This window comes from Shinella sp. HY16 (genome assembly GCF_028534175.1).
In the GTDB taxonomy this organism is placed as follows: Bacteria; Pseudomonadota; Alphaproteobacteria; order Rhizobiales; family Rhizobiaceae; genus Shinella.
In genome coordinates this window covers 358,629-384,626 of record NZ_JAHYXL010000003.1, presented here as the reverse complement: position 1 = coordinate 384,626, position 25,998 = coordinate 358,629, and the positions used below count along the sequence as shown (strand labels likewise).

General features: G+C 62.0%; 25 protein-coding genes and 1 pseudogene. 10 read left to right on the top strand and 16 right to left on the bottom strand.

Features of this window, described 5'->3' with window-relative positions:
• Positions 1–21: 21 nt before the first annotated feature.
• A complete protein-coding gene (locus tag K0P03_RS28165) occupies positions 22–1,092 on the bottom strand; it encodes a polyamine ABC transporter substrate-binding protein (protein ID WP_443020613.1) in 1,071 nt (356 codons plus the stop codon).
• A 164-nt stretch (positions 1,093–1,256) separates the two neighbouring features.
• On the opposite strand from K0P03_RS28165, the gene K0P03_RS28160 reads away from it, so the two are divergent.
• Genes K0P03_RS28160 through K0P03_RS28145 form a run of 4 tightly spaced genes read left to right on the top strand, consistent with a single transcriptional unit; the run spans position 1,257 to position 5,223 of the window.
• Positions 1,257–2,339 (top strand): ABC transporter ATP-binding protein, encoded by a 1,083-nt coding sequence (locus K0P03_RS28160; protein ID WP_272791313.1) that lies wholly within the window; start codon positions 1,257–1,259, stop codon positions 2,337–2,339.
• A 1-nt stretch (position 2,340) separates the two neighbouring features.
• Complete coding sequence (locus tag K0P03_RS28155) at positions 2,341–3,243, top strand: ABC transporter permease (RefSeq protein ID WP_272791312.1); 903 nt, start codon at positions 2,341–2,343, stop codon at positions 3,241–3,243.
• An 11-nt stretch (positions 3,244–3,254) separates the two neighbouring features.
• A complete protein-coding gene (locus K0P03_RS28150) occupies positions 3,255–4,085 on the top strand; it encodes an ABC transporter permease (protein WP_023517316.1) in 831 nt (276 codons plus the stop codon).
• A 1-nt stretch (position 4,086) separates the two neighbouring features.
• Entirely contained in the window at positions 4,087–5,223 is a 1,137-nt protein-coding gene (locus K0P03_RS28145) for a DmpA family aminopeptidase (protein WP_272791311.1), read from the top strand.
• Positions 5,224–5,273: 50 nt separating this feature from the next.
• Here K0P03_RS28145 and K0P03_RS28140 read toward each other — a convergent pair.
• Both K0P03_RS28140 and K0P03_RS28135 read right to left on the bottom strand, forming a co-directional pair.
• Positions 5,274–6,689: pseudogene (locus tag K0P03_RS28140) on the bottom strand (NAD(P)-dependent oxidoreductase); the annotation flags it as partial.
• Positions 6,690–6,938: 249 nt separating this feature from the next.
• Positions 6,939–7,778, bottom strand: a complete 840-nt coding sequence (locus tag K0P03_RS28135; protein WP_272791310.1) for a 3-keto-5-aminohexanoate cleavage protein — start codon at positions 7,776–7,778, stop codon at positions 6,939–6,941.
• 91 nt (positions 7,779–7,869) lie between these two features.
• Here K0P03_RS28135 and K0P03_RS28130 point away from each other — a divergent pair, with 91 nt between their 5' ends.
• From K0P03_RS28130 to K0P03_RS28105, 6 genes are all read left to right on the top strand, one after another.
• A complete protein-coding gene (locus K0P03_RS28130) occupies positions 7,870–8,754 on the top strand; it encodes a MurR/RpiR family transcriptional regulator (protein WP_272791309.1) in 885 nt (294 codons plus the stop codon).
• Positions 8,751–10,088: an aspartate aminotransferase family protein gene (locus tag K0P03_RS28125; protein ID WP_272791308.1), complete on the top strand. Its 1,338-nt coding sequence runs from the start codon at positions 8,751–8,753 to the stop codon at positions 10,086–10,088. The genes K0P03_RS28130 and K0P03_RS28125 overlap by 4 nt, the downstream gene beginning before the upstream one ends.
• A gap of 21 nt (positions 10,089–10,109) precedes the next feature.
• Positions 10,110–10,850, top strand: a complete 741-nt coding sequence (gene glnH / locus K0P03_RS28120; RefSeq protein WP_272791307.1) for a glutamine ABC transporter substrate-binding protein GlnH — start codon at positions 10,110–10,112, stop codon at positions 10,848–10,850.
• Between the two features lie 114 nt (positions 10,851–10,964).
• The gene (glnP, locus tag K0P03_RS28115) at positions 10,965–11,621 is read left to right on the top strand and encodes a glutamine ABC transporter permease GlnP (protein ID WP_023515215.1); all 657 of its coding nucleotides are present in this window, start codon (positions 10,965–10,967) and stop codon (positions 11,619–11,621) included.
• The gene (glnQ, locus tag K0P03_RS28110; protein ID WP_130514515.1) at positions 11,618–12,346 is read left to right on the top strand and encodes a glutamine ABC transporter ATP-binding protein GlnQ; all 729 of its coding nucleotides are present in this window, start codon (positions 11,618–11,620) and stop codon (positions 12,344–12,346) included. Before glnP ends, glnQ begins: the two co-directional genes overlap by 4 nt.
• Complete coding sequence (locus tag K0P03_RS28105) at positions 12,336–13,379, top strand: C45 family autoproteolytic acyltransferase/hydolase (RefSeq protein ID WP_272791306.1); 1,044 nt, start codon at positions 12,336–12,338, stop codon at positions 13,377–13,379. Before glnQ ends, K0P03_RS28105 begins: the two co-directional genes overlap by 11 nt.
• Positions 13,380–13,423: 44 nt before the next feature.
• Here K0P03_RS28105 and K0P03_RS28100 read toward each other — a convergent pair whose 3' ends face one another.
• From K0P03_RS28100 to tnpB, 13 genes are all read right to left on the bottom strand, one after another.
• Positions 13,424–14,698, bottom strand: a complete 1,275-nt coding sequence (locus tag K0P03_RS28100) for an L-fuconate dehydratase (protein ID WP_023515212.1) — start codon at positions 14,696–14,698, stop codon at positions 13,424–13,426.
• Positions 14,699–14,744: 46 nt separating this feature from the next.
• On the bottom strand, positions 14,745–15,479 hold the full coding sequence (locus K0P03_RS28095; protein ID WP_272791305.1) for an SDR family oxidoreductase: 735 nt from the start codon (positions 15,477–15,479) through the stop codon (positions 14,745–14,747).
• A gap of 19 nt (positions 15,480–15,498) precedes the next feature.
• Positions 15,499–15,948: a MaoC/PaaZ C-terminal domain-containing protein gene (locus K0P03_RS28090; protein WP_272791304.1), complete on the bottom strand. Its 450-nt coding sequence runs from the start codon at positions 15,946–15,948 to the stop codon at positions 15,499–15,501.
• A gap of 13 nt (positions 15,949–15,961) precedes the next feature.
• Entirely contained in the window at positions 15,962–17,029 is a 1,068-nt protein-coding gene (locus K0P03_RS28085; RefSeq protein WP_272791303.1) for a Gfo/Idh/MocA family protein, read from the bottom strand.
• Positions 17,030–17,254: 225 nt separating this feature from the next.
• Positions 17,255–18,235, bottom strand: coding sequence for an ExeA family protein (locus tag K0P03_RS28080; protein ID WP_003501092.1), 981 nt, complete (start codon positions 18,233–18,235; stop codon positions 17,255–17,257).
• Entirely contained in the window at positions 18,232–19,884 is a 1,653-nt protein-coding gene (locus K0P03_RS28075; protein ID WP_003501095.1) for an IS481 family transposase, read from the bottom strand. Before K0P03_RS28075 ends, K0P03_RS28080 begins: the two co-directional genes overlap by 4 nt.
• Entirely contained in the window at positions 19,877–20,479 is a 603-nt protein-coding gene (locus tag K0P03_RS28070) for a recombinase family protein (RefSeq protein ID WP_003501098.1), read from the bottom strand. The genes K0P03_RS28075 and K0P03_RS28070 overlap by 8 nt, the downstream gene beginning before the upstream one ends.
• 340 nt (positions 20,480–20,819) lie before the next feature.
• Complete coding sequence (locus K0P03_RS28065; RefSeq protein WP_003501100.1) at positions 20,820–21,740, bottom strand: LysR family transcriptional regulator; 921 nt, start codon at positions 21,738–21,740, stop codon at positions 20,820–20,822.
• A 12-nt stretch (positions 21,741–21,752) separates the two neighbouring features.
• On the bottom strand, positions 21,753–22,751 hold the full coding sequence (locus tag K0P03_RS28060) for a phosphonate dehydrogenase (RefSeq protein ID WP_003501101.1): 999 nt from the start codon (positions 22,749–22,751) through the stop codon (positions 21,753–21,755).
• A gap of 13 nt (positions 22,752–22,764) precedes the next feature.
• On the bottom strand, positions 22,765–23,571 hold the full coding sequence (gene phnE / locus K0P03_RS28055; RefSeq protein WP_006473411.1) for a phosphonate ABC transporter, permease protein PhnE: 807 nt from the start codon (positions 23,569–23,571) through the stop codon (positions 22,765–22,767).
• Between the two features lie 70 nt (positions 23,572–23,641).
• Positions 23,642–24,490 (bottom strand): phosphate/phosphite/phosphonate ABC transporter substrate-binding protein, encoded by an 849-nt coding sequence (gene phnD, locus K0P03_RS28050; RefSeq protein ID WP_046802286.1) that lies wholly within the window; start codon positions 24,488–24,490, stop codon positions 23,642–23,644.
• Complete coding sequence (gene phnC / locus K0P03_RS28045) at positions 24,487–25,296, bottom strand: phosphonate ABC transporter ATP-binding protein (protein ID WP_006473175.1); 810 nt, start codon at positions 25,294–25,296, stop codon at positions 24,487–24,489. Before phnC ends, phnD begins: the two co-directional genes overlap by 4 nt.
• Before the next feature lie 208 nt (positions 25,297–25,504).
• Entirely contained in the window at positions 25,505–25,699 is a 195-nt protein-coding gene (tnpB, locus tag K0P03_RS28040) for an IS66 family insertion sequence element accessory protein TnpB (protein ID WP_006473174.1), read from the bottom strand.
• Positions 25,700–25,998: the final 299 nt, after the last annotated feature.

Here is a 25,998-nt window from a genome sequence, read left to right as displayed (position 1 = left end):
ACGGGCGGGGATCGCGCATGGTCACTGCGCCGTCTTCACCCGCGTCCAGACACGGTCGAGCTGGCGGAGCGCCGGGCCCAGATCCTCAAAGATCTGGAGACGCGCCATGGTCTCGGCGGGCGGATTGATCTCCTTGCTATTCTTGATCTTTTCCGGGGTCAATTCCCGCGCCGGCACGTTGGCCGTGCCGTTGGTCTGCTGCGAGACGTTGAGCGCGGCGATTTCCGGGCGGGTGTAGAATTGCAGGAATTTGATCGCGTTTTCCTTGTTCGGCGCGCTCTTCAGCACGCAGACGTCCTCCTGATACATCGTCGCCCCCTCCTCGGGGATGACATAGCCAAGGTCCTTCTCGTCGCCGAAGACATCGACCATCGCGCCGACGAAGAAGTGGCCGGCGGCGACGTCGCCGGATTGCACCATCGGCCGCGTGTCATAGGTGAAGGCCGCGACATAGGGCTTCATGGCGATGATCGTTTCCGCCGCCTGCTGCAGTTCCGCCGGATCGGTGGAGTTGATCTTGTGGCCATTCAGCATCAGGCCAACCGCCAGAACCTCGCGCATGTCGTCGAGCAGCGTGAATTTCAGCCCCTTGGCCTTCACCGTCTCGATCAGGTCCTTCCAGCCGGTGACGTCCTTGCCGAGGATCGTGCGGTTGTAAAAGATGCCAACCGAGCCCCAGGCATAGGGCAGGCAATATTCGCCCTTCGGGTCGCTTTTGGCGCGCAGGAACGCGGGATCGATGTTCTTGAACCCCTCGAACGTATTGATGTCGGTCTTTTCCAGAAGCTCCAGCTTGGCCATGATGTCGTGCATGTGCACGGAGGGGAAGACGATGTCGTAGCCCGTCGCGCCGCCCTGGATTTTCGCCAGCATCTCCTCGTTGGAAGAATAGGTCGAGAGGTTGACCTTGATCTGGGTCTCCTCCTCGAACTTCTTCAAAACCTCCGGATTGATGTATTCGCCCCAGTTGTAGATGTTGAGTTCGGCGGCGCTCGCCATGCCGGCCGTCGCCGCGAGGGCGGCGAGCGAAAAGGCGGTGCGGCGCGTCCATTTGCCAAGGCCGAATGGGCCGCCGCGGTAAAATTTCGTCATCGAATGATCTCCTCTGATGGTTTGGCCCGTCACGGCCCCGGCGTTTTCCTTTGCGCCGGACGTTCCTGTCCCGGCTTCTTTCGGCCGTTGACTTGAATGGATAAATGGTATCCAACTATCGAAATCGCACAAGCGTTATTTTAATAACATTTTGGGGAACGACGATGCGAGATTCGATAGTCCGCCTGGAGAAGGCGGCGAAGGCCTTCGGCACGCCCGAGGGTCAGACAGTGACGGCGCTCGACGCAATCGACCTTGACGTGCGCCGCAACGAATTCCTGACGCTGCTCGGCCCGTCCGGCTGCGGCAAGACCACCCTGCTCCAGGCAATCAGCGGCTTCGTGGAGCTCGATTCCGGCCGCATCCTGATCGACGGCGAGGACATGACGGACCGCCCGCCCTATCGCCGGCCGGTCAACACGGTGTTCCAGAACTACGCGCTCTTTCCGCATATGACTGTCGGCGAGAACACCGGCTATGCGCTGGAAGTGGCCGGCGTCGCGCGGACGGAGCGGGCAAAGCGCGTTGCCGAGGCGCTCCGCATGGTCGGCCTTGAGGGCATGGAGGGCCGCAAGCCGCGCCAGCTCTCCGGCGGCCAGCAGCAGCGCGTGGCGCTCGCCCGCGCCATCATCGCGCGTCCGAAACTGCTGCTGCTCGACGAGCCGCTCTCCGCCCTCGACAAGAACCTTCGGCAGGCCATGCAGATCGAGCTGAAGACGCTGCAGCACGAGCTTGGCATCTCCTTCATCTTCGTCACGCACGACCAGCAGGAGGCGCTGACCATGTCGGACCGGGTCGCTGTCCTCTCCGGCGGCCGCATCCAGCAGCTCGACACGCCGCGCGCCATCTACGACCAGCCGAAGAACAGCTTTGTCGCCACCTTCGTCGGCGCCAGCAACCTTTTCGAAGGCGAGGCGATCGGCGGACAATTGCTGACGACGGACGGCCTCTCCATCACGCACGCCACGGCACAAACCACGGGCACGGCAACCGCCCTCATCCGCCCCGAACAGTTTTTCCTCGCACAGCAAGGGGACGCCGCCCCCGCCCTCGACGTCGACCTCGAACAGATCGTCTTCGTCGGCTCCACCTTCGAGCTGTTCGGCCGCACGGCGACCGGCCGGCGCGTCATCGCGGAAATCCCGGCGGCGCGCCGCAGCCTCGTCGGCGAGATCGAGCAATCGCGCCGCGCGCGCCTTGCCTACGATCCCGCGGCCGTCCATCTCATCCCGGCGGAGGCCGCCTGATATGTCGTCGATCGCCTTCCGCCGTCGCGCCCAGCTCGGCCTGTTGCTCGGGCCGGTCTCGTTGTTCCTCGCCGTCTTCTTCCTCGGCCCGCTCGCCATCATGATCGTGACGAGTTTTCTCGCGCCAGGCCTCTACGGCGGGGTGGAATGGACCTGGTATCCGCACAGTTACGGCCGCATCCTAGGCTTTGCCGATCCGATGTTCGAGGATTTCGATCCGGTCTATATCGCCATCTTCCTGCGCTCGCTGAAGATCGCGGCGCTGACGGTGGTCGCCACGCTCCTCGTCTGCTACCCGGCTGCTTTCTGCATCAGCCGACTTTCCGAGCGCTGGAAGAACTTTTGCCTCTTCCTCATCACCCTGCCCTTCTTCACCAGCCTGATCGTGCGGCTGTTCATCTGGGTGCTGATTCTCCGCCAGACCGGCCTCGTCAATTCCGTACTGCTGAGCACCGGCGTCGTCGCCCGCCCGCTGGAGCTGATCTATACGGACGGGGCGATCGTGCTCGGCATGGTCTATGTCTTCATCCCCTTCATGTTCATGCCCGTCTATGCCAGCGTCGAAAAGCTCGACTGGACGCTGGTGCGCGCCTCGCTCGATCTCGGCGCCGGGCCGATCCGCACCTTCCTGCGCATCATCCTGCCGCTGACGGCGCCCGGCATCGCCGGCGGAGCGGTCATCGTCTTCATTCCGGCGCTCGGCAACTTTGTCGTACCGGCCATTCTGGGCGGGGCGAAGGTGATGATGCTCGGCAACCTCATCGAGCAGCAGTTCCTTGCCGCGCGCAACTGGCCCTTCGGCTCGGCGCTCGCCATGATGGTGATGTGCGTCATGCTCGTGCTGCTCTTCGCCTATGTCATCGTGTCCGGCCGCCGCGGCCTCGACACTGCTACCGGCCGCTGAGGAGGTTTTCGATGAAGATTTTCGCCTCCCTCGCCCGCGGCAGCCTGATCGCCTACACCGCTCTGTTCTTCGCCTTCATCTATATCCCGCTGGTGCTGATCGCCGTCTATTCGTTCAACGCCAACCCGATCAACATGATGACCTGGACCGGCTTCACCACCGAATGGTACGCCCAGGTCCTCGGCTTCAAGACGACGATCTCCGAAGATGCGCTCTACATCGAATCGACTGACCAACTGGTGCAGGCCGTCTGGAACAGCCTGCTGATCGCCGCTTCGACGACGACCATCGCCACCGTGCTCGGCACGGCGATCGCCATCGCCCTCTACCGCTTCGACTTTTTCGGCAGGCGTTTCTACCGCACCGTCATGTTCATGCCGATGCTGATGCCGGATATCGTGCTCGGCATCGCGCTCCTGATCTTCTTCGTCAATGCCGGCGTCAATCTCGGCATGAAGACGATCATCATCGGCCAGTGCACCTTCCTGATCTCCTATGTCTTCATCGTCGTCTCCGCCCGGCTCGCCGGCATGGATCGCACGCTGGAAAACGCCTCGGCCGATCTCGGCGCCAACGAATGGACGACCTTCCGCAAGGTGGTGTTCCCGCAGCTCCTGCCCGGCATCGTCGGCGGCGCGCTGCTTGCCTTCATCATCTCGATGGATGACCTCGTCATCACCTATTTCATCGCTGGCGTCGATGTGACGACCCTGCCGATGTTCATCTTCGCCATGCTCCGGCGCGGCATCAAGCCGGAGATCAACGCCATCGCCGTGATGATGCTGACCTTCTCCTTCGTCGTCGCCTCACTCGGCCTCTACCTTCGTTCCAGGCAGAAATGACATGACCCAGACCGTAAAACCCCGCGCCCGCGCCCTCGGCCTGCCTTTCACCGGCCGCACCGGGCCCTTCAACGCCATCACCGACGTCGAAGGCATCGCCGTCGGCTTCCAGACCATTGTCGAAGAGACCCCGCGACCCGGCCGCAAACTGCCGGTACGCACCGGCGTTACCGCCATCCTGCCGCATGCCGAGAGCGAAACGCCCGTCCCGGTCTATGCCGGCATTCACCGCTTCAACGGCAATGGCGAGATGACCGGCACCCATTGGATCGAGGACGGCGGCACGTTTCTGGGTCCGGTGATGATCACCAACACCCACGCCGTCGGCATCACCCATCATGCGACAATCCGCTGGATGCTGGAGCGCTACGCCTCGACCTACGAGATCGGCGATTTCCTCTGGCTGATGCCCGTCGTCGCCGAGACCTATGACGGCGTGCTGAGCGACATCAATGCCATGCCGGTGGCGGAAGCCGATGCCCGCGCGGCGCTGGACAATCTCTCCTTCGGCCCCGTCGCGGAAGGAAATTGCGGCGGCGGCACGGGCATGATCGCCTACGGTTTCAAGGGCGGCACCGGCACGGCGTCGCGTATCGTCTCCTTCGGCGACAGGGATTACACCATCGGCACGCTGGTGCAGGCCAACCACGGCCAACGCGACTGGCTGACGGTCTGCGGCGTGCCGGTCGGAAAACATATCAAGGACAACACGCCGCAAAGCCAGCTCCAGGAGCGCGGCTCGATCATCGTCGTCATCGCCACCGACCTGCCGCTGGCCCCGCACCAGCTCAAACGCCTTGCCCGCCGCGCCGCCATCGGCATCGGCCGCAACGGCACGCCCGGCGGCAACAATTCCGGCGATATCTTCCTCGCCTTCTCCACCGCCAATCCGCAGCCGATGGCGCATCGCGCGCCGCTCATGCTCGGCCTCGGCATGGTCAACGACGAATATCTCGATCCGATCTACCAGGCGGCAGTGGAAAGCGTGGAGGAGGCCGTGGTCAACGCCATGCTGGCGGCCGAGGACAGCGGCGGCACGCCACATGACCGGTTTCGCATCGATGCCATCAGGCACGACGAGCTGGTGGCCGTCATGCAGCGCTATGGCCGGCTCGAAGAAACGCGGACCAGCGCCTGATTGTCGACAGCATCGGGCGCCCGCAGCAGGAGGCAGATCAAAGTACGGCTTCAGGCTTCTGCCGGGCCGTCCAGCCCGAGGGCTTCGAGAAGCCGCCGCTGGCGCAAAAGCAGATGGGTGAGCGCAACGACGTCGCCGGCCGCCGGCTGGTGGGTCATGCCCTCATCCACCGCCTCGACGATCGCCTCCAGCGTATCGAAGATTTCACGCGAGACACCGTGAAGTTCGGAGAACCGCCGATCGGCGACGGCGGCAGCAAGCGTCGCGGTCGACACGCGGCCGATGCCGTGCGGCACCTTCGCCCCCGCGTCGACATAGCCTTCCGGCAGGTCGCCCTTGAGGTTGCGGATGCGGCGATAGCGGATGACGTCGATGATCTGGTCAACCGCCTGGCAGGCCCCGGCAACACGCGAGGGATGGTCCGTGTCGGCTGCCGCATGGGGCAGAAGCTCGAGCTTGCCGGGATGGCGGGCAGCGAGCGTCAGATAGGGCAGCATCGGCCCGCTGAGTGCGCTGCTTGCCGCATCCTTGAAGAGATCGGCGTCGATGGCGGCGTGGCGCACCTGGCCGGAGGCGAGCGCCCGGTCGAGCGCCCCGGCATCCACCACCTCGCCGCGGTCGTAATTGACGACCACGGCGCCGCGGTTCATCGCCGAGAGCACGGCGTCGTTGACGATGCCGGCATTGGCATAGGCGCGCGTCACCGGATCGAGCCGCCCGAGGCCGACATGGACACTGAGTGCATCAGCCCCCACCGCCGCATCCGTCGGAGAGGATGCATACTCGAACCCCTCCGCCTCGATCCACTGGCGATGTTTTGCGCGCGCATGAACGGCCACCTCCATGCCGAAGGCACGGGCGAGTTTGGCGACTTCGCGGCCGATGTTGCCATAACCGATGACCGCCATGCGGCACCCCTCCAGCTTGGCGGTCGGATAGGATTTGAGGTCGCGGCCGGTGTCGAAATCGCCGTTCGCAACACGTTCGTGCATGAGGCCGACCGGCAGATCCGGCGTCACCTTCAACAACGCCTTCATCACCATCTGCGCCGTCGCCCGGCTGTTGATGCCCGGCGTGTTCATCAGCGGCGCGATGCCACCCTCGCCGTTGCCGCCGCCCCAGGAGAGCGAGCCCATATTGCCGGTCCCCGCGCCAATGCGCACCCCGCCGAGGGGAAAGACCGCCAGCCGCGGAATGAAGGTCGCCGCGGCGATGAGCGCATCGTACTGCCCGCGTGAGGTCTGCGCCAGGATCTCTGCCTCGGTGCTGATATCCGGCTGGTAGAAGAAGTGGATGCCGGGCGGTAGGGCCTCGCCGGCGAAGGCCGCGTCATGGAACGTGCCGCCTCTTTCCTCGATATAGGCTGCGACCTCGCTGAAATCGGGGCGCCCTTCGGCATCGAAGCGCAGGCCGACCAAATCGGCAATCAGGACACGGTAAGCACGTTCGGGATCGTCGAGCCGCACACTCTCCTGCAAAGCCGTGTTTCGATCCTGCATGATACCCCTCCTACGTGTCCCCTTCCTTCCGTATGCGAGTTTCCCGACCCTCGCAAGCTGCCCGGCATACCGGGACAAGCGCCACAAAGAGCGCAAGGGCGAAGAGGATACCGCCGAGTTCAACTGCCCGGCAAAGATATCGCGGCCTCTACAATTTTTATGAAGACATTTTTGACGATATCGCAAAGGCTTGAGCATCAATGCTGACAAAATACATCAGGTTGGAGTGCCGAGACCGTTGCGCACTTCGTCAGCAGTGCACGGTGTGCAACCGAGATGGCCGAGGGCCAGCGTGACCGCGCCGACAAGATCGGCATTGGACATCGCGCGGCTGCCGTCGGGCCTGAAGAGATTGTTCTCGAAGCCGACGCGGGCATGGCCGCCGAGCAAGGCGGCGGCGGTGACGCAGGCCGTTTCATGGCGACCGAAGGCGCAGACGCTCCAGTTGGAAAAACGCGGCGTCTCCGGTGCCAGGAAAGGCAGCAGGTCCGCAGGCTGCGAGGTTTGGGAGACGGTGTAGCGCCCGAGCACGTAGAGCACGGGAATATCCGGCCAGGGCACGAGGCCGCGCCGGATCATTTCGGCGAGGCGCACCGCCTCCGTCGGCTCGTAGAGGATGATCTGCGGCAGGACGTTTTCCCGTTTCATCCAGAGGAGCACGTCGGCGAAGGCGGGTTCGGCAGCCGCGTCCGGCACGAGTTCCCGCAACGCCAGCGAGGCCGCTTCCGGCTTCACCGCCTTCAGAACGGCGATCTGCTCCGCTGGCGTATAGAGATCGAGCGCTTCCGTGGTGATCTGGATGACCAGGCGATCGCCCACCGCCGCGCGGACGGCCGCAATCGCCGCCCCGTAGGCATCGGCGTCAAGGAGATGGCGGCCATCTGGCCGGCGCACATGGGCGTGGATCATCGCGGCACCCGCCTCCAGGCAGCGTGCGGCGGTATCCGCCAGTTCGGCAGGCGTCAGCGGAATAGCAGGATGGTCCACTCTGGTGCGGCGGCCGCCGTTCGGGGCCACGGCGATGGCCACGCGGCGCAGTACGGAAGAATCTGTCATCGTGCATCCATGCCATGATTCATATGGATCATATTTATACATCAATGAAACATATGTTGCAAAGAAATTTGGAAAGGTGTATTCGATCGCCATGCAAACCAGCCCTCTCGCAGATCAGATCGTCCAGGCCTTCGACACGATGTCGGAGCAGCTTCAGGCCGCCGCGCAATATGTGCTGAACCAGCCGCACGAAGTTGCGCTGCTCTCCATGCGCGAACAGGCAAGGCAGGCGGGCGTGCAACCCGCCACCATGACGCGGCTTGCCAAACATCTCGGCCTCGCCGGCTATGAGGATATCCGCCAGCGCCATGCGGATGCCATGCGCGGCGACGTCACGGGCTTTGCCGGCCGCGTCGGCGCACAGGCGAAAAGCCAGAAGCTCAAGGGTGACCAGGTATTGGCGGCCGACATGCTGGGCGGCATCGCCGCGCAAGTCAGCCAGCTCTCGCAGCCGCAATCGCTGGAAATGCTGGTGGAGGCCGCCCGCCTGCTCGGCACAGCGCGACGCATCTACTGCCTTGGCCTGCGCTCCAGTCATTCGCCGGCCTGGCATCTGCACTACATCCTGTCGCTCGCGGGAAAACATTCGATCATGCTGGATGCCGTCGGCGGCATCGGCGCCGATGCGCTCGGCAGCGCGAGCGCCGAGGACGTGATGGTCGCCGTCAGCGTTCTGCCCTATACGCGCCAGACGATCGAAATCGCCGACTACGCCGGCGAGGCGAGCGTGCCGCTGATCGCCATCACCGACAGCCTCGTCGCCCCTCTCGCCCAGCTAGCCGCCTGCACGCTGGTGGTGCCGACAGAAAGCCCCTCGTTCCTGCACACGATGTCGCCTGCCTTCGTCGTCGCCGAAGTGCTCGGCGCGTTGGTCGCCGGCCAGGCCGGGGATGCGGCAGGATCCGCGCTTGCTGCCGTCGACCGGCAGTCGGCGGCCCTCAACATCCATCTCAAGACAAGGGTGAAGCGTCCGTGACCCGCCTCCTGCATCGCACCATCCATTCCCGCATGCCGGTCGCCGTGGGCGGCAGGGGCATCGAACTGTTCGACGCCGAGGGCAAGGCCTATATCGACGCCTCGGGCGGCGCCGCCGTCTCCTGCCTCGGCCACGCCCATCCCGCTGTCCTTTCCGCGCTGCACGAACAGCTTGACCGGCTCGCCTATGCCCATACGGGCTTCTTCACCTCCGAGGCCGCCGAGGCGCTGGCGGAGTTGCTGATCGCTGATGCGCCGGGAGGCTTGAGCCACGCCTATCTCGTCAGCGGTGGCTCGGAAGCGGTCGAGGCGGCACTGAAGATGGCGCGGCAGTACTTCGTTGAGAAGGGCGAACCGCAGCGCCGTCACATCATTGCACGCCGGCAGAGCTATCACGGCAACACGCTCGGGGCGCTCGCGGCGGGCGGCAACGAGTGGCGGCGGGCGCAGTTCAAGCCGCTGCTCGTCGAAACCCACCATATCGACCCGTGTTACGCCTACCGCCTGCAGGAAACGGGCGAGAGCGACGAGGCCTATGCGGCCCGCGCCGCCCGGCAGCTTGAGGACAAGATCCTGGAACTGGGCGCAGACGAAGTCATCGCCTTCGTCGCCGAAACGGTCGTCGGCGCCACGGCCGGCGCGGTCCCGCCCGTCGCCGACTATCTGAAGCGCATCCGCACCATCTGCGACCGTTACGGCGTGCTGCTGATCCTCGACGAGGTGATGTGCGGCATGGGGCGCACCGGCACGTTGCACGCCTGCGAGCAGGATGGTGTCGCGCCCGACCTGATGACCATCGCCAAGGGGCTTGGCGGCGGCTACCAGCCGGTCGGCGCCGTCCTGCTTTCGGAAAAGATCTTCGAGGCCTTCGCCAGCGGCTCTGGCTTCTTCCAGCACGGCCATACCTATATGGGCCATCCGATGGCCGCTGCCGCCGGGCTTGCCGTCCAGCAGGTCATCCGGCGTGAAAATCTCCTTGCCAATGTCGTCGCGATGGGCGCCGAACTGGAAAGCCAGCTCGTCGAGCGCCTCGGCAATCACCACCATGTCGGCGACATCCGCGGGCGCGGTCTTTTCCGCGGGGTGGAACTGGTGGCGGATCGCGTCAGCAAGCGACCCTTCGACCCGAAATTGAAGCTCAACGGCCTGATCAAGAAGGAAGCCATGGCGCGCGGCCTGATGGTCTACCCGATGGGCGGCACGATCGACGGCCGGCAGGGCGACCATGTCCTGATCGCCCCGCCCTTCATCGTCGAGCGCGCGGACATCGCGCGCATCGTCGAAAGGCTGGGCGACGCAATCGACGCCGCTATCGGCACACTTCCAAACGCATAACCAAGCAAAAGGGGAACAACCATGAAACTGCGTACCATTCTCTTTGCCGCCTTCGCATCGGCCCTTACCTTTGGCCAGGGCGTGCATGCCGAAGACCTGGTGGTCGCCACCGACACGGCCTTCGTGCCCTTCGAGTTCAAGGAAGGCGACAAATATGTCGGCTTCGACATCGACATGTGGGATGCCATCGCCAAGGAGATCGGCGTTACCTACACGCTGCAGCCGATGGACTTCAACGGCATCATTCCCGCTCTCCAGACCAAGCAGGTGGACGTGGCGCTTGCCGGCATCACCATCAAGGACGAGCGCAAGAAGGCGATCGATTTTTCCGACGGCTACTACGACAGCGGCTTCCTGTTGATGGTGCCGGCGGACAGCACGGTCCAGAGCGCCGAGGACCTGAAGGGCAAGATCCTTGCCACCAAGACCGGCACGTCGGCGACGGACTATGCCAAGGAGCACTTCAAGGAAACGGAGCTGCGCCAGTTCCCGAACATCGACAACGCCTATCTGGAACTCCAGACCGGCCGCGTCGATGCCGCCATGCACGACACGCCGAACGTGCTCTACTACGTCAAGACCGCCGGCGGCGGCAAGGTGAAGGCCGTCGGCGAGCAGATGATGGCCCACCAATACGGCATCGGCTTTCCGAAGGGCAGTGAGCTCGTCGTCAAGGTGAACGCCGCGCTCGCCAACATGAAGAAGGACGGACGCTACACCGAGATCTACAAGAAGTGGTTCGGCACCGAACCGAAACTCTGATGTCTCGGCGTTCGGCAAGTTTCGGCGGGCAAACCGCCCCGCCCACTTGCTGAACCTGCTCTCGCCGGGCGCGTCGGCATGCCGGCGCACCCTCCTCACGCTGGGGAGCCCTTCATGGAATTCGACTGGTCCGTCATCGGCGAGGCCATGCCCGCCCTGTTGAGCGGCGCACGCCTCACCATCCTGATCACCCTCGCCGGCCTTGTGGGCGGCCTTGTCGTCGGCTTCGTCGCAGGTCTGATGCGCGCCTATGGCAACGCATTGCTGAACGCCATCGCCTTTACTTATATCGAGCTCATCCGCGGCACGCCGATCGTCGTGCAGGTGATGTTCATCTATTTCGCGCTGCCGGTTCTCGCCGATATCCGCGTCAACCCGATGACTGCCGCCGTCACGGCGATCGTCGTCAATGCGGGCGCCTATATCGCGGAGATCGTGCGCGGCTCCTTCCTGTCCGTGCACAGGGGCCTGAAGGAGGCCGGTCTGGCGCTCGGCCTGCCGTTGTGGAAGGTGCTGGTCTACATCATCGGCCCCGTCGCCTTCCGGCGCATGATCCCGCCGCTCGGTAACCAGTTCATCGTCAGCCTCAAGGACACCTCGCTGTTCATCGTCATCGGTGTCGGCGAACTCACCCGCCAGGGCCAGGAGATCATGGCTGCCAATTTTCGCGCGGTCGAAATCTGGAGCGCGGTGGCGATCCTCTACCTGCTGATGACCGGAACCCTGACGCTGATCCTGCGCGTCACCGAAAAGAGGATGCGGATCCTGTGAGCATCGTGGAATTTCGAAACGTCACGAAGACCTTCGGCCCCGTCGTGGTGCTGCGCGAGGTCGACCTCAACATCGACAAGGGCGAGGTGGTCGTACTGATCGGCCCGTCCGGCTCGGGAAAATCGACGCTGCTGCGCTGCATCAACGCGCTCGAGGAAATCAATGGCGGCGATCTCGTCGTCGACAACATCAGCGTCAAGGCCGGCCGCTCGCAGGTGCGCCTCATTCGCCAGGAGGCCGGCATGGTCTTCCAGCAGTTCAACCTCTTCCCGCAGATGACGGCGCTGGAGAACGTCGCCTTCGGCCCCCGCCGCGTGCGCGGCGCCAGCCGCGCCGAGGCCGAGGAACAGGCGCGGGCGCTGCTCGCCAAAGTCGGTCTCGCCGAGCGCGGCCACCACTACCCGGCCGAGCTTTCGGGCGGACAGCAGCAGCGCGTGGCGATTGCCCGGGCGCTGGCCGTCAAGCCGAAGCTGATGCTGTTCGACGAACCGACCTCCGCCCTCGACCCGGAACTGCGCCACGAGGTGCTGCGCGTCATGCAAGCGCTGGCCGAGGAGGGCATGACGATGATCGTCGTCACGCACGAAATGGCCTTCGCCCGGCAGGTCGGCACGCGGCTGATCTTCATGGAGGACGGCAAGATTTCCGTCGACGGCAAGCCGGCCGACCTGCTCGCCAATCCTGAAAATCCACGCCTGCGGGAGTTTTTGCAGCATGTCCACTGACACCAGGCTGGGTTTCATCGAGATTGCCGGCAGGCCGCGGGAGATCGGCCTCCAGCTCGGTCGTTTCGGTCGAGACATCGTCCATCGGCATCTGGTGCACGGCCATGCCTGGGCTTCGGTCCTCGCCTTTCGCGCGGATCCGCGCGTTGCCGCGATGCGCCGGATGGTGGAGGCCCGCTTCCCGACCTGTTGGGCGGAACTCCAGGGCCTCGCCCTCGGCCTCGATCTTCCCTTCAACGACGTCTTCCTGTGGAATTGCCGCGGCGACCTCTGGGCCTTCGCGCCGGATGGCTGCACGACCGTGCAGATACCCGGCGCCGAACCGCTGCTCGCCCATAACGAGGACGGCGATCCCGGCTTTCGCGGGTATTGCGCGCTCGCCCATATCCGCCCCGAGGGCGGCACGGCCTTCACCAGTTTCGTCTATCCGGCCTCGATCCCCGGCCACACCTTTGCGGTGACGGCGGCGGGCCTCGTTCAGACCGTCAACAACATCCGCTCGCGCGGTGTCGGCACGGGCCTCCCGCGCATGGTGCTCGGGCGCGCCCTGCTGGACTGCCCGTCGATAGATGCGGCCATCCATCTGCTGGAGACCTCGGAACGGGCCGGTGCCTTTCACATGACGCTCGGGCAAAGGGGCGATCCGCGGCTCGTCAGCGTGGAATTCACCCATGGGCAATGCTCCGCCATCACGCTTGACCGCCCGCAATGCCATTCCAATCATCTGGTTCATGCCCGTATGGCTGGCGAGCGGCAGATGATCACCGGCTCGTCCGGGGCGCGGCAGCAGCGCGGAGACCGTCTTGTCGCCGAAGGTGGCGAAACCCTGCGGGATCCGCGTACCATCCTGTGGGACAAGGCCGTATCGCCGCTGCCCATCTATCGCGCACAGCCGGACGACCCGGACCACGAGAACACGCTGGCAACCGCAGTGTTCCACGTCGGCACGAACAGCATCCGCTGGCAGGTCTATGATCGCCCGGAAGAAACGCCGCGTTTTGTGATGGACGGAGACCTGACGCCGGTTTCCTGATCTCCATCTGGAACGGGGCGGCGGAGACGGCCGCCCCGGCCGCGTCAGCCGAACGTGTAAGCGGCAATCGATTCCGGCTTCATCTCGATCGAAAAGCCCGGCAGCGTTGGCGGCATGTAGGCAGCATTCTCGATACGGCAGGGATCGATGAAATGCTCGTGCAGATGGTCGACATATTCGATCACGCGACCATCCTTGGTGCCTGAAACGGCGATATAGTCGATCATCGAGAGATGCTGGACATATTCGCAGAGGCCGACGCCACCGGCATGCGGCCAGACCGGCAGACCATATTTTGCCGCCATCAGCAGAACCGCGAGCACCTCATTAAGCCCGCCCATGCGGCAGCTGTCGATCTGCACGATGTCGATCGCGCCGCCGGCGATCATCTGTTTGAAGATGATGCGGTTCTGGCACATTTCGCCCGTCGCCACCTTGACCGGATGAACGGCCTCACGGATCGCCTTGTGGCCGGCAACATCGTCCGGGCTCGTCGGCTCCTCGATGAAGAAGGGTTTGTACGGCTTCAGCTCCGACACCCAGTCGATCGCCTGCCCCACCTCCCAGATCTGGTTGGCGTCGATCATCATGGTGCGCTCGTCGCCGATCACCTCACGGGCGATACGCAGGCGCCGCTTGTCGTCCTCCAGATCGCGGCCGACCTTCATCTTGATATGGGTGAACCCCTGATCGACGGCCTCCTGGCAGAGGCGGCGCAGCTTCTCGTCGTCATAGCCGAGCCAGCCGGCCGAGGTGGTGTAGCAGGGGTACCCCTCGCTCTCCAGCGTCGCGATGCGGTCGGCCTTGCCCGCTTCTGCCCTCTTCAGGATGGCAAGCGCCTCCTCCGGCGTCAGCGCATCCGTCAGATAGCGGAAGTCGACGATGGAGAGGATCTCCTCCGGGCTCATCTCGGCGACAAGCCGCCAGACGGGCTTGCCCGCCTGTTTGGCCAGGAGGTCCCACACGGCGTTCACCACAGCGCCGGTTGCCAGATGCATCGCGCCCTTGTCCGGGCCGATCCAGCGGAGCTGGCTGTCGCTCGTCACATGGCGCCAGAAACGGCCGGGATTTTCGCGCACCCAGGCGAGATCGAGACCGATCACCAGATGTTTCATCGCCTCGATCGCCATGCAGCAGATGTCGTTGCCGCGGCCGATGGTGAAGGTCAGGCCGTGGCCTTCGAGGCCGGGCGCATCCGTGCCGAGCACCACATAGGCGGCCGAATAGTCCGGGTCCGGATTCATCGCATCCGAGCCGTCCAGGCTCTGCGAGGTGGGAAAGCGCAGGTCGATCGAGCGAAGGCTGGTGATCTTGGTCATGGTGCGGCCCTTGCAATGGCCGGCGCTTTGCCGGCGAAAAAATGTCTCAGATGGTCCAGCCGCCGTCGATGGCGTAGGCCTGCCCGGTCGTGTAGGTGGCGCCGGCAAGATAGACGGCGAGATCGGCGATCTCCTCAGGCGTGCCGATACGACCGATCGGCTGGCGGGCTATGAAGGCCGCGCGTGCCGCCTCGTAGTCGCCCTGCGCGCGCAAACGATCCTGCAGCGACGGGCTTTCGACCGTGCCGGGGCAGATGCAATTGCAACGGATGCCTTGCGCGACATAGTCGGCCGCTACCGACTTGGTGAGCCCGACGACCGCCGCCTTGGTGATGGTATAGGCGGCGCGGTTCGGCACGCCCTTCACGCTGGAGGCGACCGACGCCATGTTGATGATCGCGCCGTCCTTCCTCTCCAGCATCGCCGGCAACACGGCGCGGATAGTGCGCACCATGGCGCGCACGTTGAGATCGAAGGCGAAGTCGAGGTCCTTGTCCGGCATGTCGAGGATCGAGCCGGCATGCACGAAGCCGGCGCAGTTGAAGAGCACGTCGAACGGGCCGGTCACGGACACCACCCGGTTCACCGCCTCCTCACTCAGCACATCGAGCACCTGGGTCTCGATACCGGCTTCACCGGCAAGGCTTTTCAACGCTTCGGCATTGATATCGGTCGCGACGACCTTTGCACCTGCACGGGCGAAGGCGATGGCGCTCGCCTGGCCGATACCCTGGCCGGCTGCGGTGATGAGGACACGTTTGTCTTTGATGGAAAGGCTCATGATGGCTCCTTTTGGTGTGTCAGGCGCTCGGCCGGCGCTCGACGACATAGATATGGTCTGCGGCGAGAACGACCTCACCCTTCTGGTTGACGACCTCCGTGCGCTCGATCACACGGCCGAAACCCGCACGCTTCGGATCATCCTCCTTGCCCGAGATCGTCACGCGGGTGTGGATCGTATCCCCGATGAAGACAGGCTTGATAAAGCGCATGCGATCATAACCGTAGGAAAATGCAACGGGATTGATGATGCTCGCCGTCAGCCCGACGCCGATCGAGAAGACCATCGTGCCATGGGCGATGCGCTGGCCGAAGGGCTGCGTCTTCATGAATTCGGCATCCATGTGATGCGGGAAGAAATCGCCGGTATGCCCGGCATGCACGACGAAATCGGTCTCGGTGATGGTGCGCCCGCTCGTCTTGCGCCCCTCGCCGATCTCGTAGTCCTCGAAATATTTCACCTGTTCCATGGGCTGTTCCTGTCTAGGGCCGTGCGGCGAGCGGCGTTGCCGGTGCGGCGCTGGAGGCATAGGCCGCCTCGACGAGCGCCATGGTCATCCACGCATCCTCGACCGGGGAGACGAGTTCGGCGTCCTCGCCGGAAACGAAACGCTGGAGGTTCGCCATGCGGCCGACGAAGGCGTCGGGGAACCACGTCCCCTCCAGCGGCACCGGCACCCAGCCGTCGCCGCCCTTTGGATGGATTTCCAGGATATCCGGCTCGCCGCGCGGATAGTCGAGATTGACGCCAAGCTGGAGATAGGCCGCGCCGTCCGCACCGGAGATGCGGAACTCGCAAGCCTGATGCCGGCGGCCGAACCTGTGGTCGTGGTTGATCGACAGGGCGCAACGGACCCAGTCACCATAGTCGAGGATCGCCGTTGTGCGGGTCTGCGCCATCCGGTGGCTCGGATGGCCGATCGACTTGGCGTGCACACCCTGCGGATCGCCCAGCACCTGGCGGATGACGTCGAGATAGTGGATCGAGTGCATGGCGATCTCGATGCGCGGCAGGCCTTCGAGAAAGGACCAGAGCTGCCAGGGTGTATCGAGCGCCAGATAGACGTCGAAGTCCACGACCTCGCCGAGCAGACCCTTGGCGATGGCATCCTTCAGCGCCAGTATCATAGGCGCGAAGCGAAGCTGGAAATTGACGGCAGCCTTGAGCTGCTTATCGCGGCAGATTTTCAGGATTTCCGTCGCCGCCGCAAGATCGGCGCCCATCGGCTTCTGAATCAACGCCGCCGCGCCGTCCGGGAGGGCCGCCAGCACCTTCGCATGCGCGGCCGGCGGAGTGGCGAGGTCGAAGACCACGTTCTCGACAGAGGCTGCTTCCTCAACGGTGCGATAGGCCGTGACACTCCATTTCTCCGCCAGCGCCTTCGCCTTGTCGTGATCGGGGTCGTAGAGGCCGGCAATCGGGAAACCACCCTTGCGATAGGCTGGATAATGCGCGTCGTCGACGATCGAGCCGGCGCCAAATGTGATGATCGGGCGTGGCTTTGATGGAAGCGGCCAGCATTGGGAGAGCGACTTGGGGTCAAAGGTCACGATTCATCCCCCGTCGCGCATGTCCGCCCCTCATCCGGCTACCGCTACCTGTAGCGGCTTGCCAACATAAGCGCCTCTGCTCGCAAACATCGGCATTTTCTGCTCGAATTATCTGACAATGGAGCGGGCGTCGTGCTCACGCTCCCTGCCAATGTGCTCGCAAACATCCGGGTCTGCTTGCAAACATCCCCCACGTGCTCAGATTAATTGCCAGCGACGGCATGGTCAAACCGGGACGCCTGCCTGTCGTAGTTGCTCGGTCAGCTGACGGGAATATTCGGGATCAAGGGTGCCCGCCAGGAAGGCGCGGATATCCGACGGCCGAGCATTGAGGTGCGTGACCAGAGCCGTCGCATCGTAACCATTTCGGGTCAACGTCGGTTCGAGATCGTCGATGGCGCGGGACAGGACCTGCTCGACGATTTCGGCGGTAACCGGCTTGGCGCCGAGGCGAAAGCCCTGCTCGAATGCGAGGGTGAGATGCATCTCGATCTGAAGCGGCGTGCGCAAACGTTCGGCGATGAGGTCGATGGCTTCTTCCTCGAGGAGTTCGCCAACCTTTACGCCTTCGGCCGCACAGGCGCCAAGCAGCCAGGCAACATAGTCGCGGCGCGCGGAGCCGATCCCCTCGTAGTCAAAAATGGTCGTGCGGTAGCCAATCTCCTCCATTTGCGGCCGGCGCAGATCATTGCGCAACCGGGGATGCCCGACAAGAAGTACGGAAAGGAGCACGCCGGCGTCGGCGACCACCTCCATCAGTCGCTTCAGGCCGGTTAAGGTCTTGTGGTGCAGGTCATGGGCCTCGTCGACCACGAGGACGATCGGCCGTTTGCCTTTTTTCATGATGTCGCGCAGGTCGCGCTCCCGGCGCTCGGCCTGCTTGGGGATCTTGACCTGCGCACGATCGCCGGGAGACAAGTCGTAGAACAGGGCTTCAATGAGCGATGGCAGCGAAGTGCGCCGCTTGTCGACCGCCAGCGATTTGGCGAGTGCGACCTTGCCGGCTTTGGTGAGTTCGGCCTCGATGCGGCGCAAAAGGTGGGTTTTCCCCGAACCGACCAGGCCGGAGACCACGACAAGCCGACCGGTCTGGACGGCCGCACACACCTCGCGGATGATCGTGCGCTGATGCTCGGTCTCAAAGTTGCCGGCCCCTTGGAAAGGCCGGTCGAGGCCGTAACTGGATTGAACGTCAGCGAGCATCATTCTTCCTTTCTTCGCGCCTGGAAGCGTTCGCGGATACGGGCCGCGATCATCTTTTTGTCGAGTGTTTCTCCAAGCAGTTCATTGATGAAGGCGCGGTCACCGGCATTCATCGCGCCGATCGGCCGGCCGAGCTGGTCGGCGATGGCCCCACGGGCTGCGAGGCCATTTGGATAAGCGGTCTCTATTGCGGGTTCCGGAAACGGTGTCCGCCGTACACTCAGCCCAGCCGTGGTCGGGGGCAGCGAAGGCAATGGACGATCCCCGCCGGTGACCGCGGCGCGGGGGAGCCCAAGTTGGTCTGCCAGGCGCACCACCTTGTCGAGCCGCTCTTCGAGCTTGCTCTTCTGGTATTTGCGATAGCGAAAGAGGGGAACCGCCCCGCGCGAAGGTTGGAATGGACCGAAGCGCTTGCCCTCATGCTCGACGAACAGTTCCTGATCGAACAGGCCCCAGAGCAAGGTCACCGTTTCGCCGGCAAGTTCGGGCTCGACCTCATAGGATGCGCCTTCGACCGATACGGTCGCGTCTCCAGCAACCGTCCGTCGTTCCGGTTCGCGCGCAAAGGCGCAGAACCGCTCCCAGGAGCACATCGCCCGCACCCCGTCAGGAGGAAGATGCCGCAGCCAATCCTCGATGCGTGCATGAGACTCTGTGCGATGGTCGCCGTTATTGTAGGTGACCAAGGCGCGCCTGAGCCAAAGGTTGGCTTCCTCTTCGTCCTTCGGCTTGTGGAAATGATAGAGGGTCTCGTGCACTTCCTTGATCGTGCGAAACGGCCGCTCGACCTTGCCTTTCGCTCGCGCCGGCGTGCGCCGCTCGCTGTCCGACGGGGGCATATGCGTGAGAACCCGGACACCAAGGCTACCCATGACGGACTGGAAAACGCGCGAGCGGCTCACCGGCCCGTTATCCATATGGATGGTCGTTGGAATCCCCTGAAGCGGCAGTTCCGGTTCAGGCTTGGCGGCGAAGGCATTGTAGAGAAAGCGCAAGGCGGACTCCGCGTCCTCGCCGTAGACGGAGCGGTATTCCTGATAGCTCGCGCCGGAGCGATCATCGACCACGGAGAACAGCATCAGCGTCGGCCGGCCGCGCCCTTCCTCGACCCAAAGCGGCGCTTCCACCTGCTTCAGGTCGGACGGGCTCATGTCGAAGTGCCAGAGTTCGTTGGAACGCCGCGCCTGGAATCGGACGGCAGCCACCGGGCGGGTGACGCGCGCATAATCCAGGCCGGAAACACGCAGCAGCCGATCGACCGTTGCGCGTTTCAAGATGCCGGGCGGTGCACGGACCAGGCCATCGGGCGTCACCACGCCGTCTTCCTCAAGCAGCTTGATGGCGCGCGCCGTGGAGATATGCCGCCCCTTCCGGTTCGCCGTTCTGATCTTCAGGGCCGCGATGATTTCGGCATAGGTTTCCATCTCCGGCTGCGGGGCGATCCGGGAGGTTCCGTGATCGGCGCGCCGTACGGATTTCGGGCGGTTCAACTCCCGCAGCGCCCGATACAGGGTCCAGATCGAGATGCCGTAGGCATCGGCGGCACGAGCAACAATCTCGGTACGGCCTGGATCACGGGGAGAAAGCAGCGACAATCGGCGTCGAAGATCGACAAGAGCCTCTCCGGGCGGCCGCTTTCTCCGCTCAGCCATGGACGTCCTCGGATTCCACTGTTTTGGGAGAGCCACCCTTCTTGCCGATATGACGATAGAGGGTTGCAACAGAAACCCCCATGCGCTGCGCAATATTGCGTACCGGTATGCTGCCTTCCTTCATCAGGGCGCGCGCCGCGGCAATATCGCCCGGGCGCATCGCGGGCGGGCGGCCACCCTTGCGGCCACGTTGCCGCGCCTCGACCAGTCCAGCCGTCGTGCGTTCGCGGATCAGAGCACGTTCGAACTGGGCGATCGCACCGAAGACATGGAAGGTCAGCATGCCGCCCGGCGTCGTCGTATCAATGCTCTCGGTCAAGGACACGAGCCCGATCTTCGCGCGCTCCAACTCTTCCGCCGTCGCGATGAGCTTCTTTAGCGATCGCGCCAACCGATCGAGTTTCCAGACAACGAGCGTGTCACCAGTGCGAAGCACGTCGGAGAGAATTCGGCCCAATTCCGGGCGGTCATCGCGAGCGCCTGACCCGCGCTCGGTAAACACCTTCTCGCAACCGGCGCGTCTCAGCGCCTCAAGCTGAAGCTCCGGATTTTGATCGATCGTGCTGACCCTGGCGTACCCGACCCGCATAGCCATCCAAATGTTCTTGAAAGTCGTTGGACACATAGCATTTTGCGACAACCGTTTCTATAACAGTTTTGAGAAGATTCCATCGCGCCATTCAAGGGGCGTGACGGCATGCGCTATGGCATGCTCAAAAACCCTCGTTTATGACAAACGATCCATGGAAACCAACTATGTGTCTGACGGCCGAATATTCGCGACATGGAGCAGGGAACCTTACGCATCGAAAATCGGGCGGTCCCCGATCTTGTCCCCCTTGTATGGGATACTCCGGGAATTGAGGCGGCGATACCAAAGGATGCGGTCGGCCAGGCCGTTACCATGTTCGAGCCGCAGGAATGCGCCAACTACTTCAAATCTTGCGGATATGACCCCGAGTAATGTGGACGTGCTCTAGGTCACCCAGAGGGGCGCTCGCATCGAGTATAACCTTAAGCGCGATTGCTTCCGGTGAACCATCCTCCATATGTACGGGATGTACAGCCCACACAGACTTTTCGAGAACCACATTCTCAACAGAAACCTCATAAAGCCTACCCGACGCGAGCTCATCGAGGACAGTGCTCCTCATCACGATCGAAATGCCGAGACCAGCTCGAACTGCATGCTTCACAGCCTCAGTGCTCCCGACATTGAATGAGATTGGGAATTGCTCTGCCGCTTGGCCGAAGGCCTCGCGGAGCACGGATCCGGTACCGGTTCCACGTTCTCCGCCAATGAGGGACTCTTGAAATAACTCTGCCGCTTCAATTGTTTTTCGCGTCCTCCAATTATGCTGTGGGGATACGATTATTACCAGCTTTTCCTTCCGCCAAAGGCGGGCTTGATATCCTTTTCGATCGTCCCACCATTCGGTAAAGGCTAGATCAATCTCCTTCCTCAAGAGCTTTTCGATGATTTCAGGATTTGAGGCAACGGCCACCTCAGGTGGCCGGCCTTGAGCATCCTGTAAACGCTTCAAGTGGACTGGCAAAATATAGGTACCGATGTTAGTACTGGCACCCAACGTAATCCGGCCGCTGTGCAGGCGGTCCAGAGATCTCTTCGTGACGGTCAAAAGGCTGCGTGCGAATGGCAAGAATACGAGCCCTTGCCGAGTCGGCACACACTTGTCCTTCCTCCTCTCGACCAGCCGCACCCCTAGTATATCCTCCAATCGTTTCACATTATGTGAGACAGTCGGTTGGGATATCTGAAGCCGTCGCGACGCCTCGTGAAAGCTGCCAGTTTCGATTACCTCTATGAATGCTGCGACATGCGAAAGGCTAAACATTACTTTCTCTAATCAAGGAATTAGTTGAACCTCGTTAATTGCCGCACGAGGTCTTCGGCCTTGGACAAAATCTATAATGTTGTCAGCAGCCTCGTGCTCGATAGCCAAACGCGACTTCGCCACTGCTGAGCCTATGTGGGGTGTCAAGATCGAATCATGTTCGCGATTGAGGAGACCCCCGTGGACCTTGTCAGGCCGGTCGGGTCTGGCCCAGTCCTCCATCTCATAAACATCAGCGGCGTAGCCTCCCAAGCGCCCCGCCTGCAATGCAGCGACAACAGCCTCTTCATCAACCACGCTTCCGCGTGCAGGATTAATAAGAAGTGCTCCTTTGGGCATTTTGGCGAGTTGTTCAGCGCCGAGGAGATGCTTCGTTTCGGCCGAAAGCGGGAGTGCACACACAAGAAAGGTAGACGACGAGATCAACTGGTCAAATTCAAGAGGCTTTACGTTCAGTCTGATCTCATCGGCTTTGTCCAGGGATTGACGATCCCAGTACGACACAATGGCGCCGAAGGTACTTAGGCGCTGTGCTATAGCTTTTCCGATCGCTCCCATCCCTAAAATGCCGATTGCTGTGCCCTGCAGCCCAAGGCCGTAAAACCGAGGGCGCCAACCTTTGTAATCCCTCCTGACGCTCTTGTCGCCTGGCAGAATGTGCCGCCCAAGAGCAATCATCAGACCGATTGTAAGTTCGGCTGTCGGGTCAGTGAGAAGATCGGACACTATCGTGACGTGGACTCCACGCTGCGTGCAGGCTTCGATGTCGAAGTTATCGAAGCCTTTCAGCGCACATGCCACAAGTTGAAGATCGGGAGCGTGCGCGAGTACAGACGCGTCGATCATGTCCGGCATGAACGCCATCATCGCCTTGGCGTCGCTCAATTCTGCGAGCAGTTTCTCGCGGGGCCATGTATCATCAGTATCGTTGCAAACTAAACGAGCGTGGGGAGATAGCTTTGAGATAATCTCCTCGTGGACGCGATGGGTGATTACTACCTTTGGGAGCATTTAATTTATCCTTCTATTGCAGCTGGCGGCGGAGGAGAGCGCCGACCTGGTCAACGATGGTGACCATCAGAAGGACAACGAGCATGATCGCAAGAACCTCCTGATAATTCATGATCCGGAGGGATGTCATCAACTCGAAACCGATACCACCAGCTCCCACAGTGCCCAGGATTGTCGAGGCGCGGAAGTTGTACTCCCACCGATAGATGGTCACATCGGCCAATTGCGGTAGAACTTGTGGCAAGATCGCCCGCGTCACGATCTGGAACGGCGACGCACCAGCTGCGCGTGCGGCTTCTATAGGCGCATTATCGCAATGCTCGATCGCCTCCGCAAAGAACTTGCCCACCATGCCAACCGAGTGAAGACCAAGAGCCAGCACGCCTGGGAGCGCTCCAAATCCCACTGCCGCCACGAAGACGATGCCCATAATCAGCTCCGGGATCGACCGTAGACCATTCAACAATCCACGCGAGATCATATAGATGACAGCGTTGGGTGCTGTTTTCCCTGAGGCGAAAAAGCCAACTGGAAGTGATATCAGTACCGCGATCGCAGTCCCAGCTATACTCATCGCCAGAGTGTCGATGAGAGGGCTGATCCACTCCAAGCCTCGGTTGAAATCCGGGGGAAACATTTCCGTACCGAGCTGCCAGAGCGCAGGAAACCCAGATCCCAGACGCTCCAGATCAAGAAGACCGGAGTGATAACTGCTAACAATGATCACACACGCAATTGCCAACGCGATCACGCCAGCTCTGGTCCAAGCTTTGTTTTGATGTTGAAGGATAGAGTCGTAGTCGGCCGACGGCTGTGTCATCACATATCCTGGAAGAAAGGACGCAGGCCAGCGCCTGCGTCGAAAGGTGAGAAACTGTCTCGAACGCGCCTTACTGACTCAGGTCCAAGTTCAGCACTTTACCGAGCTCACGGACGACGTCGTAGGCTTTGTCATCGATCGGAGCGAACCCATCGGCTTTGAAGGATGCCAATACCTTTTCGTCTTTAAGGTCGATGAAGGCTTTGGTGATCGCCTCTTTCAACGAAGTGTCAAGATCCGACCGCATGGTCCAGGGGTACTGCGGGAACGGATCGGACTCGGCGAGGGCGATAACTTTCTTAGGATCAATGGTGCCACGAGCGACCATTGAATTGTAGATGGGCAACGAAAGTCCGCCAATCTGAGCATTGCCATTCTGCACTGCAATAGCCACGGCATCATGCGACCCTACGAAGTTCTCGCTATAGTCTTTTCCAGCCTCAACTCCGGCCTTAAGCAGCATAGATTTCGGGATAAGGTGGCTTGAGGTGGAAGCCACGTCCCCAAACGCGACCTTTTTCCCTTTTGCATCTTCAAGGCTTTCGATGCCAGCCTCTGCATTGGCGACAACTACAGCGCGATAGGTAGTTTCGCCATCCTTCATAACTGCTGCGAAAGGCTCGATATCAGCCTTGGTTTTCGCGAGCGTGTAAGAGAGCGGCCCGAAATAAGCCAACTCAAGCCGGCCGAAACGCATCGCTTCGATCATTGACGAGTAGTCGGTCGTTACGATCAGTTCAATCTCCCGACCGAGTGTCTTCTCAAGATACTCCTCGAGAGGACGATTGTTTTTGATGACAGTGGCGGCGTTCTCGTCCGGTAGCAACGCGACGCGCAATGTCTCTGGATTTGAGCCAGCATGCGCCAACGAACTCCAGCCAAGAACGGCGAGGAATGCGAGGGACAGAAGCTTCTTCATAATGCGGCCTCCATGGCAGCTAAAGGTTGATCATACTCGTAGTTGGACAAATCTTGTGTTGTGGTCGGATTTCTTGGGGCGCTGCGGTAGATCGACGCACACATTTGATCGGTCAGTTCGTCGACAGCGGCGTCCGCAACCACTTCCCCGTCGCGCATAGCAATGACCCGGTCGCCGAACCGGCGAGCTAGATCGATCTGATGAAGGCTGATCACAGCAGTGATGCCGTCGGCTGTGCATATTTCGCGAAGCTGCGACAGGACCTCGACAGCCGTTTCAGGGTCCAGACTTGCAACGGGCTCATCTGCAAGGACCAGTTGGGGCTTCTGGACCAGCGCGCGCGCAATGCCCACCCGTTGCTGCTGACCGCCGGATAGTTGATCCGCCCTGACGAGAGCCTTATCAAGAAGGCCTACGCGTTCAAGGCATTCCAACCCCAGCCTTCGATCCGAACGCGGCATAGGGAACAACGTACGCCAGCCAGAGTGGTAGCCCAGGCGGCCCGTCATGACGTTGTCGAGCGCGCTCAAGCGCCCTATGAGTTGGTGCTGCTGGAATATCATCCCAGTTCGCCTTCGGTGAATGCGAAGCTTAGTTTCCGCATCCAGAGCACCAATATCGTTAGAAGTGATCGAACCAGACGTCGGCGCAACCAAGCCGTTGAGTGTCCGGATGAGGGTAGATTTGCCTGCGCCGGATCTACCGAGGAGCACGACGAACTGACCCTGGTTGAACGTCAATGTCGTTGTCTTCAAAGCTTGGGTGCCGTTGGCATAGGTCACGGCAACTCCGTTCAGAGCCAGCATCACAATAATCCTGATCGTTAGTGGTGCATCGATTGAATATTTGCATCACTATGGGCGACATATGACGTCCGTTTATCAGGCTCGTGAAACTTCAATGACAGCACTTAAACTCAGCTCTACCTCCTCGCGTAGCTGCGATGGAGAAATTTCACCCAGAGCCGCCTGATCATGACGGCCCGGTCCCAATTCTACACCACCTTGACGGATGCTATCCCATATTCGGCCAGATAAACCGGCCCTTCTCCAGCCGCCGGGTAAAAAGGCAGGCGCCCAGACCATCATGCCAGATGATCTTCAAAATATCCGATCTGCGGCCCCTGAAGACGAAGAGATGCCCTGACAACGGATCATGCTGCAGAACCTCCTGCACCCGAAGCGCCAAGGAGGGAAAGCCACAGCGCATGTCCGTATATCCGCGCCTTCCTGGCGGGCACCCTTGATCCCGAATATTCCCGTCAGCTGACCGAGCAACTACGACAGGCAGGCGTCCCGGTTTGACCATGCCGTCGCTGGCAATTAATCTGAGCACGTGGCGGATGTTTGCAAGCAGACCCGGATGTTTGCGAGCACATTGGCAAAGAGCGTGAGCACGACGCCCGCTCCATTGTCAGATAATTCGAGCAGAAAATGCCGATGTTTGCGAGCAGAGGCGCTTATGTTGGCAAGCCGCTACAGCTACCTTCTCCACGCAAGCGGGGAGAA

Excerpts from the sequence above, each read along its gene's own strand:
- K0P03_RS28165 (WP_443020613.1), bottom strand. The coding sequence starts at position 1,092 with ATGACGAAATTTTACCGCGGCGGCCCATTCGGCCTTGGCAAATGGACG.
- K0P03_RS28160 (WP_272791313.1), top strand. The coding sequence starts at position 1,257 with ATGCGAGATTCGATAGTCCGCCTGGAGAAGGCGGCGAAGGCCTTCGGC.
- K0P03_RS28155 (WP_272791312.1), top strand. The coding sequence starts at position 2,341 with ATGTCGTCGATCGCCTTCCGCCGTCGCGCCCAGCTCGGCCTGTTGCTC.
- K0P03_RS28150 (WP_023517316.1), top strand. The coding sequence starts at position 3,255 with ATGAAGATTTTCGCCTCCCTCGCCCGCGGCAGCCTGATCGCCTACACC.
- K0P03_RS28145 (WP_272791311.1), top strand. The coding sequence starts at position 4,087 with ATGACCCAGACCGTAAAACCCCGCGCCCGCGCCCTCGGCCTGCCTTTC.
- K0P03_RS28135 (WP_272791310.1), bottom strand. The coding sequence starts at position 7,778 with ATGACAGATTCTTCCGTACTGCGCCGCGTGGCCATCGCCGTGGCCCCG.
- K0P03_RS28130 (WP_272791309.1), top strand. The coding sequence starts at position 7,870 with ATGCAAACCAGCCCTCTCGCAGATCAGATCGTCCAGGCCTTCGACACG.
- glnH (WP_272791307.1), top strand. The coding sequence starts at position 10,110 with ATGAAACTGCGTACCATTCTCTTTGCCGCCTTCGCATCGGCCCTTACC.
- glnP (WP_023515215.1), top strand. The coding sequence starts at position 10,965 with ATGGAATTCGACTGGTCCGTCATCGGCGAGGCCATGCCCGCCCTGTTG.
- K0P03_RS28105 (WP_272791306.1), top strand. The coding sequence starts at position 12,336 with ATGTCCACTGACACCAGGCTGGGTTTCATCGAGATTGCCGGCAGGCCG.
- K0P03_RS28100 (WP_023515212.1), bottom strand. The coding sequence starts at position 14,698 with ATGACCAAGATCACCAGCCTTCGCTCGATCGACCTGCGCTTTCCCACC.
- K0P03_RS28095 (WP_272791305.1), bottom strand. The coding sequence starts at position 15,479 with ATGAGCCTTTCCATCAAAGACAAACGTGTCCTCATCACCGCAGCCGGC.
- K0P03_RS28090 (WP_272791304.1), bottom strand. The coding sequence starts at position 15,948 with ATGGAACAGGTGAAATATTTCGAGGACTACGAGATCGGCGAGGGGCGC.
- K0P03_RS28080 (WP_003501092.1), bottom strand. The coding sequence starts at position 18,235 with ATGATGCTCGCTGACGTTCAATCCAGTTACGGCCTCGACCGGCCTTTC.
- K0P03_RS28075 (WP_003501095.1), bottom strand. The coding sequence starts at position 19,884 with ATGGCTGAGCGGAGAAAGCGGCCGCCCGGAGAGGCTCTTGTCGATCTT.
- K0P03_RS28070 (WP_003501098.1), bottom strand. The coding sequence starts at position 20,479 with ATGGCTATGCGGGTCGGGTACGCCAGGGTCAGCACGATCGATCAAAAT.
- K0P03_RS28065 (WP_003501100.1), bottom strand. The coding sequence starts at position 21,740 with ATGTTTAGCCTTTCGCATGTCGCAGCATTCATAGAGGTAATCGAAACT.
- K0P03_RS28060 (WP_003501101.1), bottom strand. The coding sequence starts at position 22,751 with ATGCTCCCAAAGGTAGTAATCACCCATCGCGTCCACGAGGAGATTATC.
- phnE (WP_006473411.1), bottom strand. The coding sequence starts at position 23,571 with ATGACACAGCCGTCGGCCGACTACGACTCTATCCTTCAACATCAAAAC.
- phnD (WP_046802286.1), bottom strand. The coding sequence starts at position 24,490 with ATGAAGAAGCTTCTGTCCCTCGCATTCCTCGCCGTTCTTGGCTGGAGT.
- phnC (WP_006473175.1), bottom strand. The coding sequence starts at position 25,296 with ATGCTGGCTCTGAACGGAGTTGCCGTGACCTATGCCAACGGCACCCAA.
- tnpB (WP_006473174.1), bottom strand. The coding sequence starts at position 25,699 with ATGCGCTGTGGCTTTCCCTCCTTGGCGCTTCGGGTGCAGGAGGTTCTG.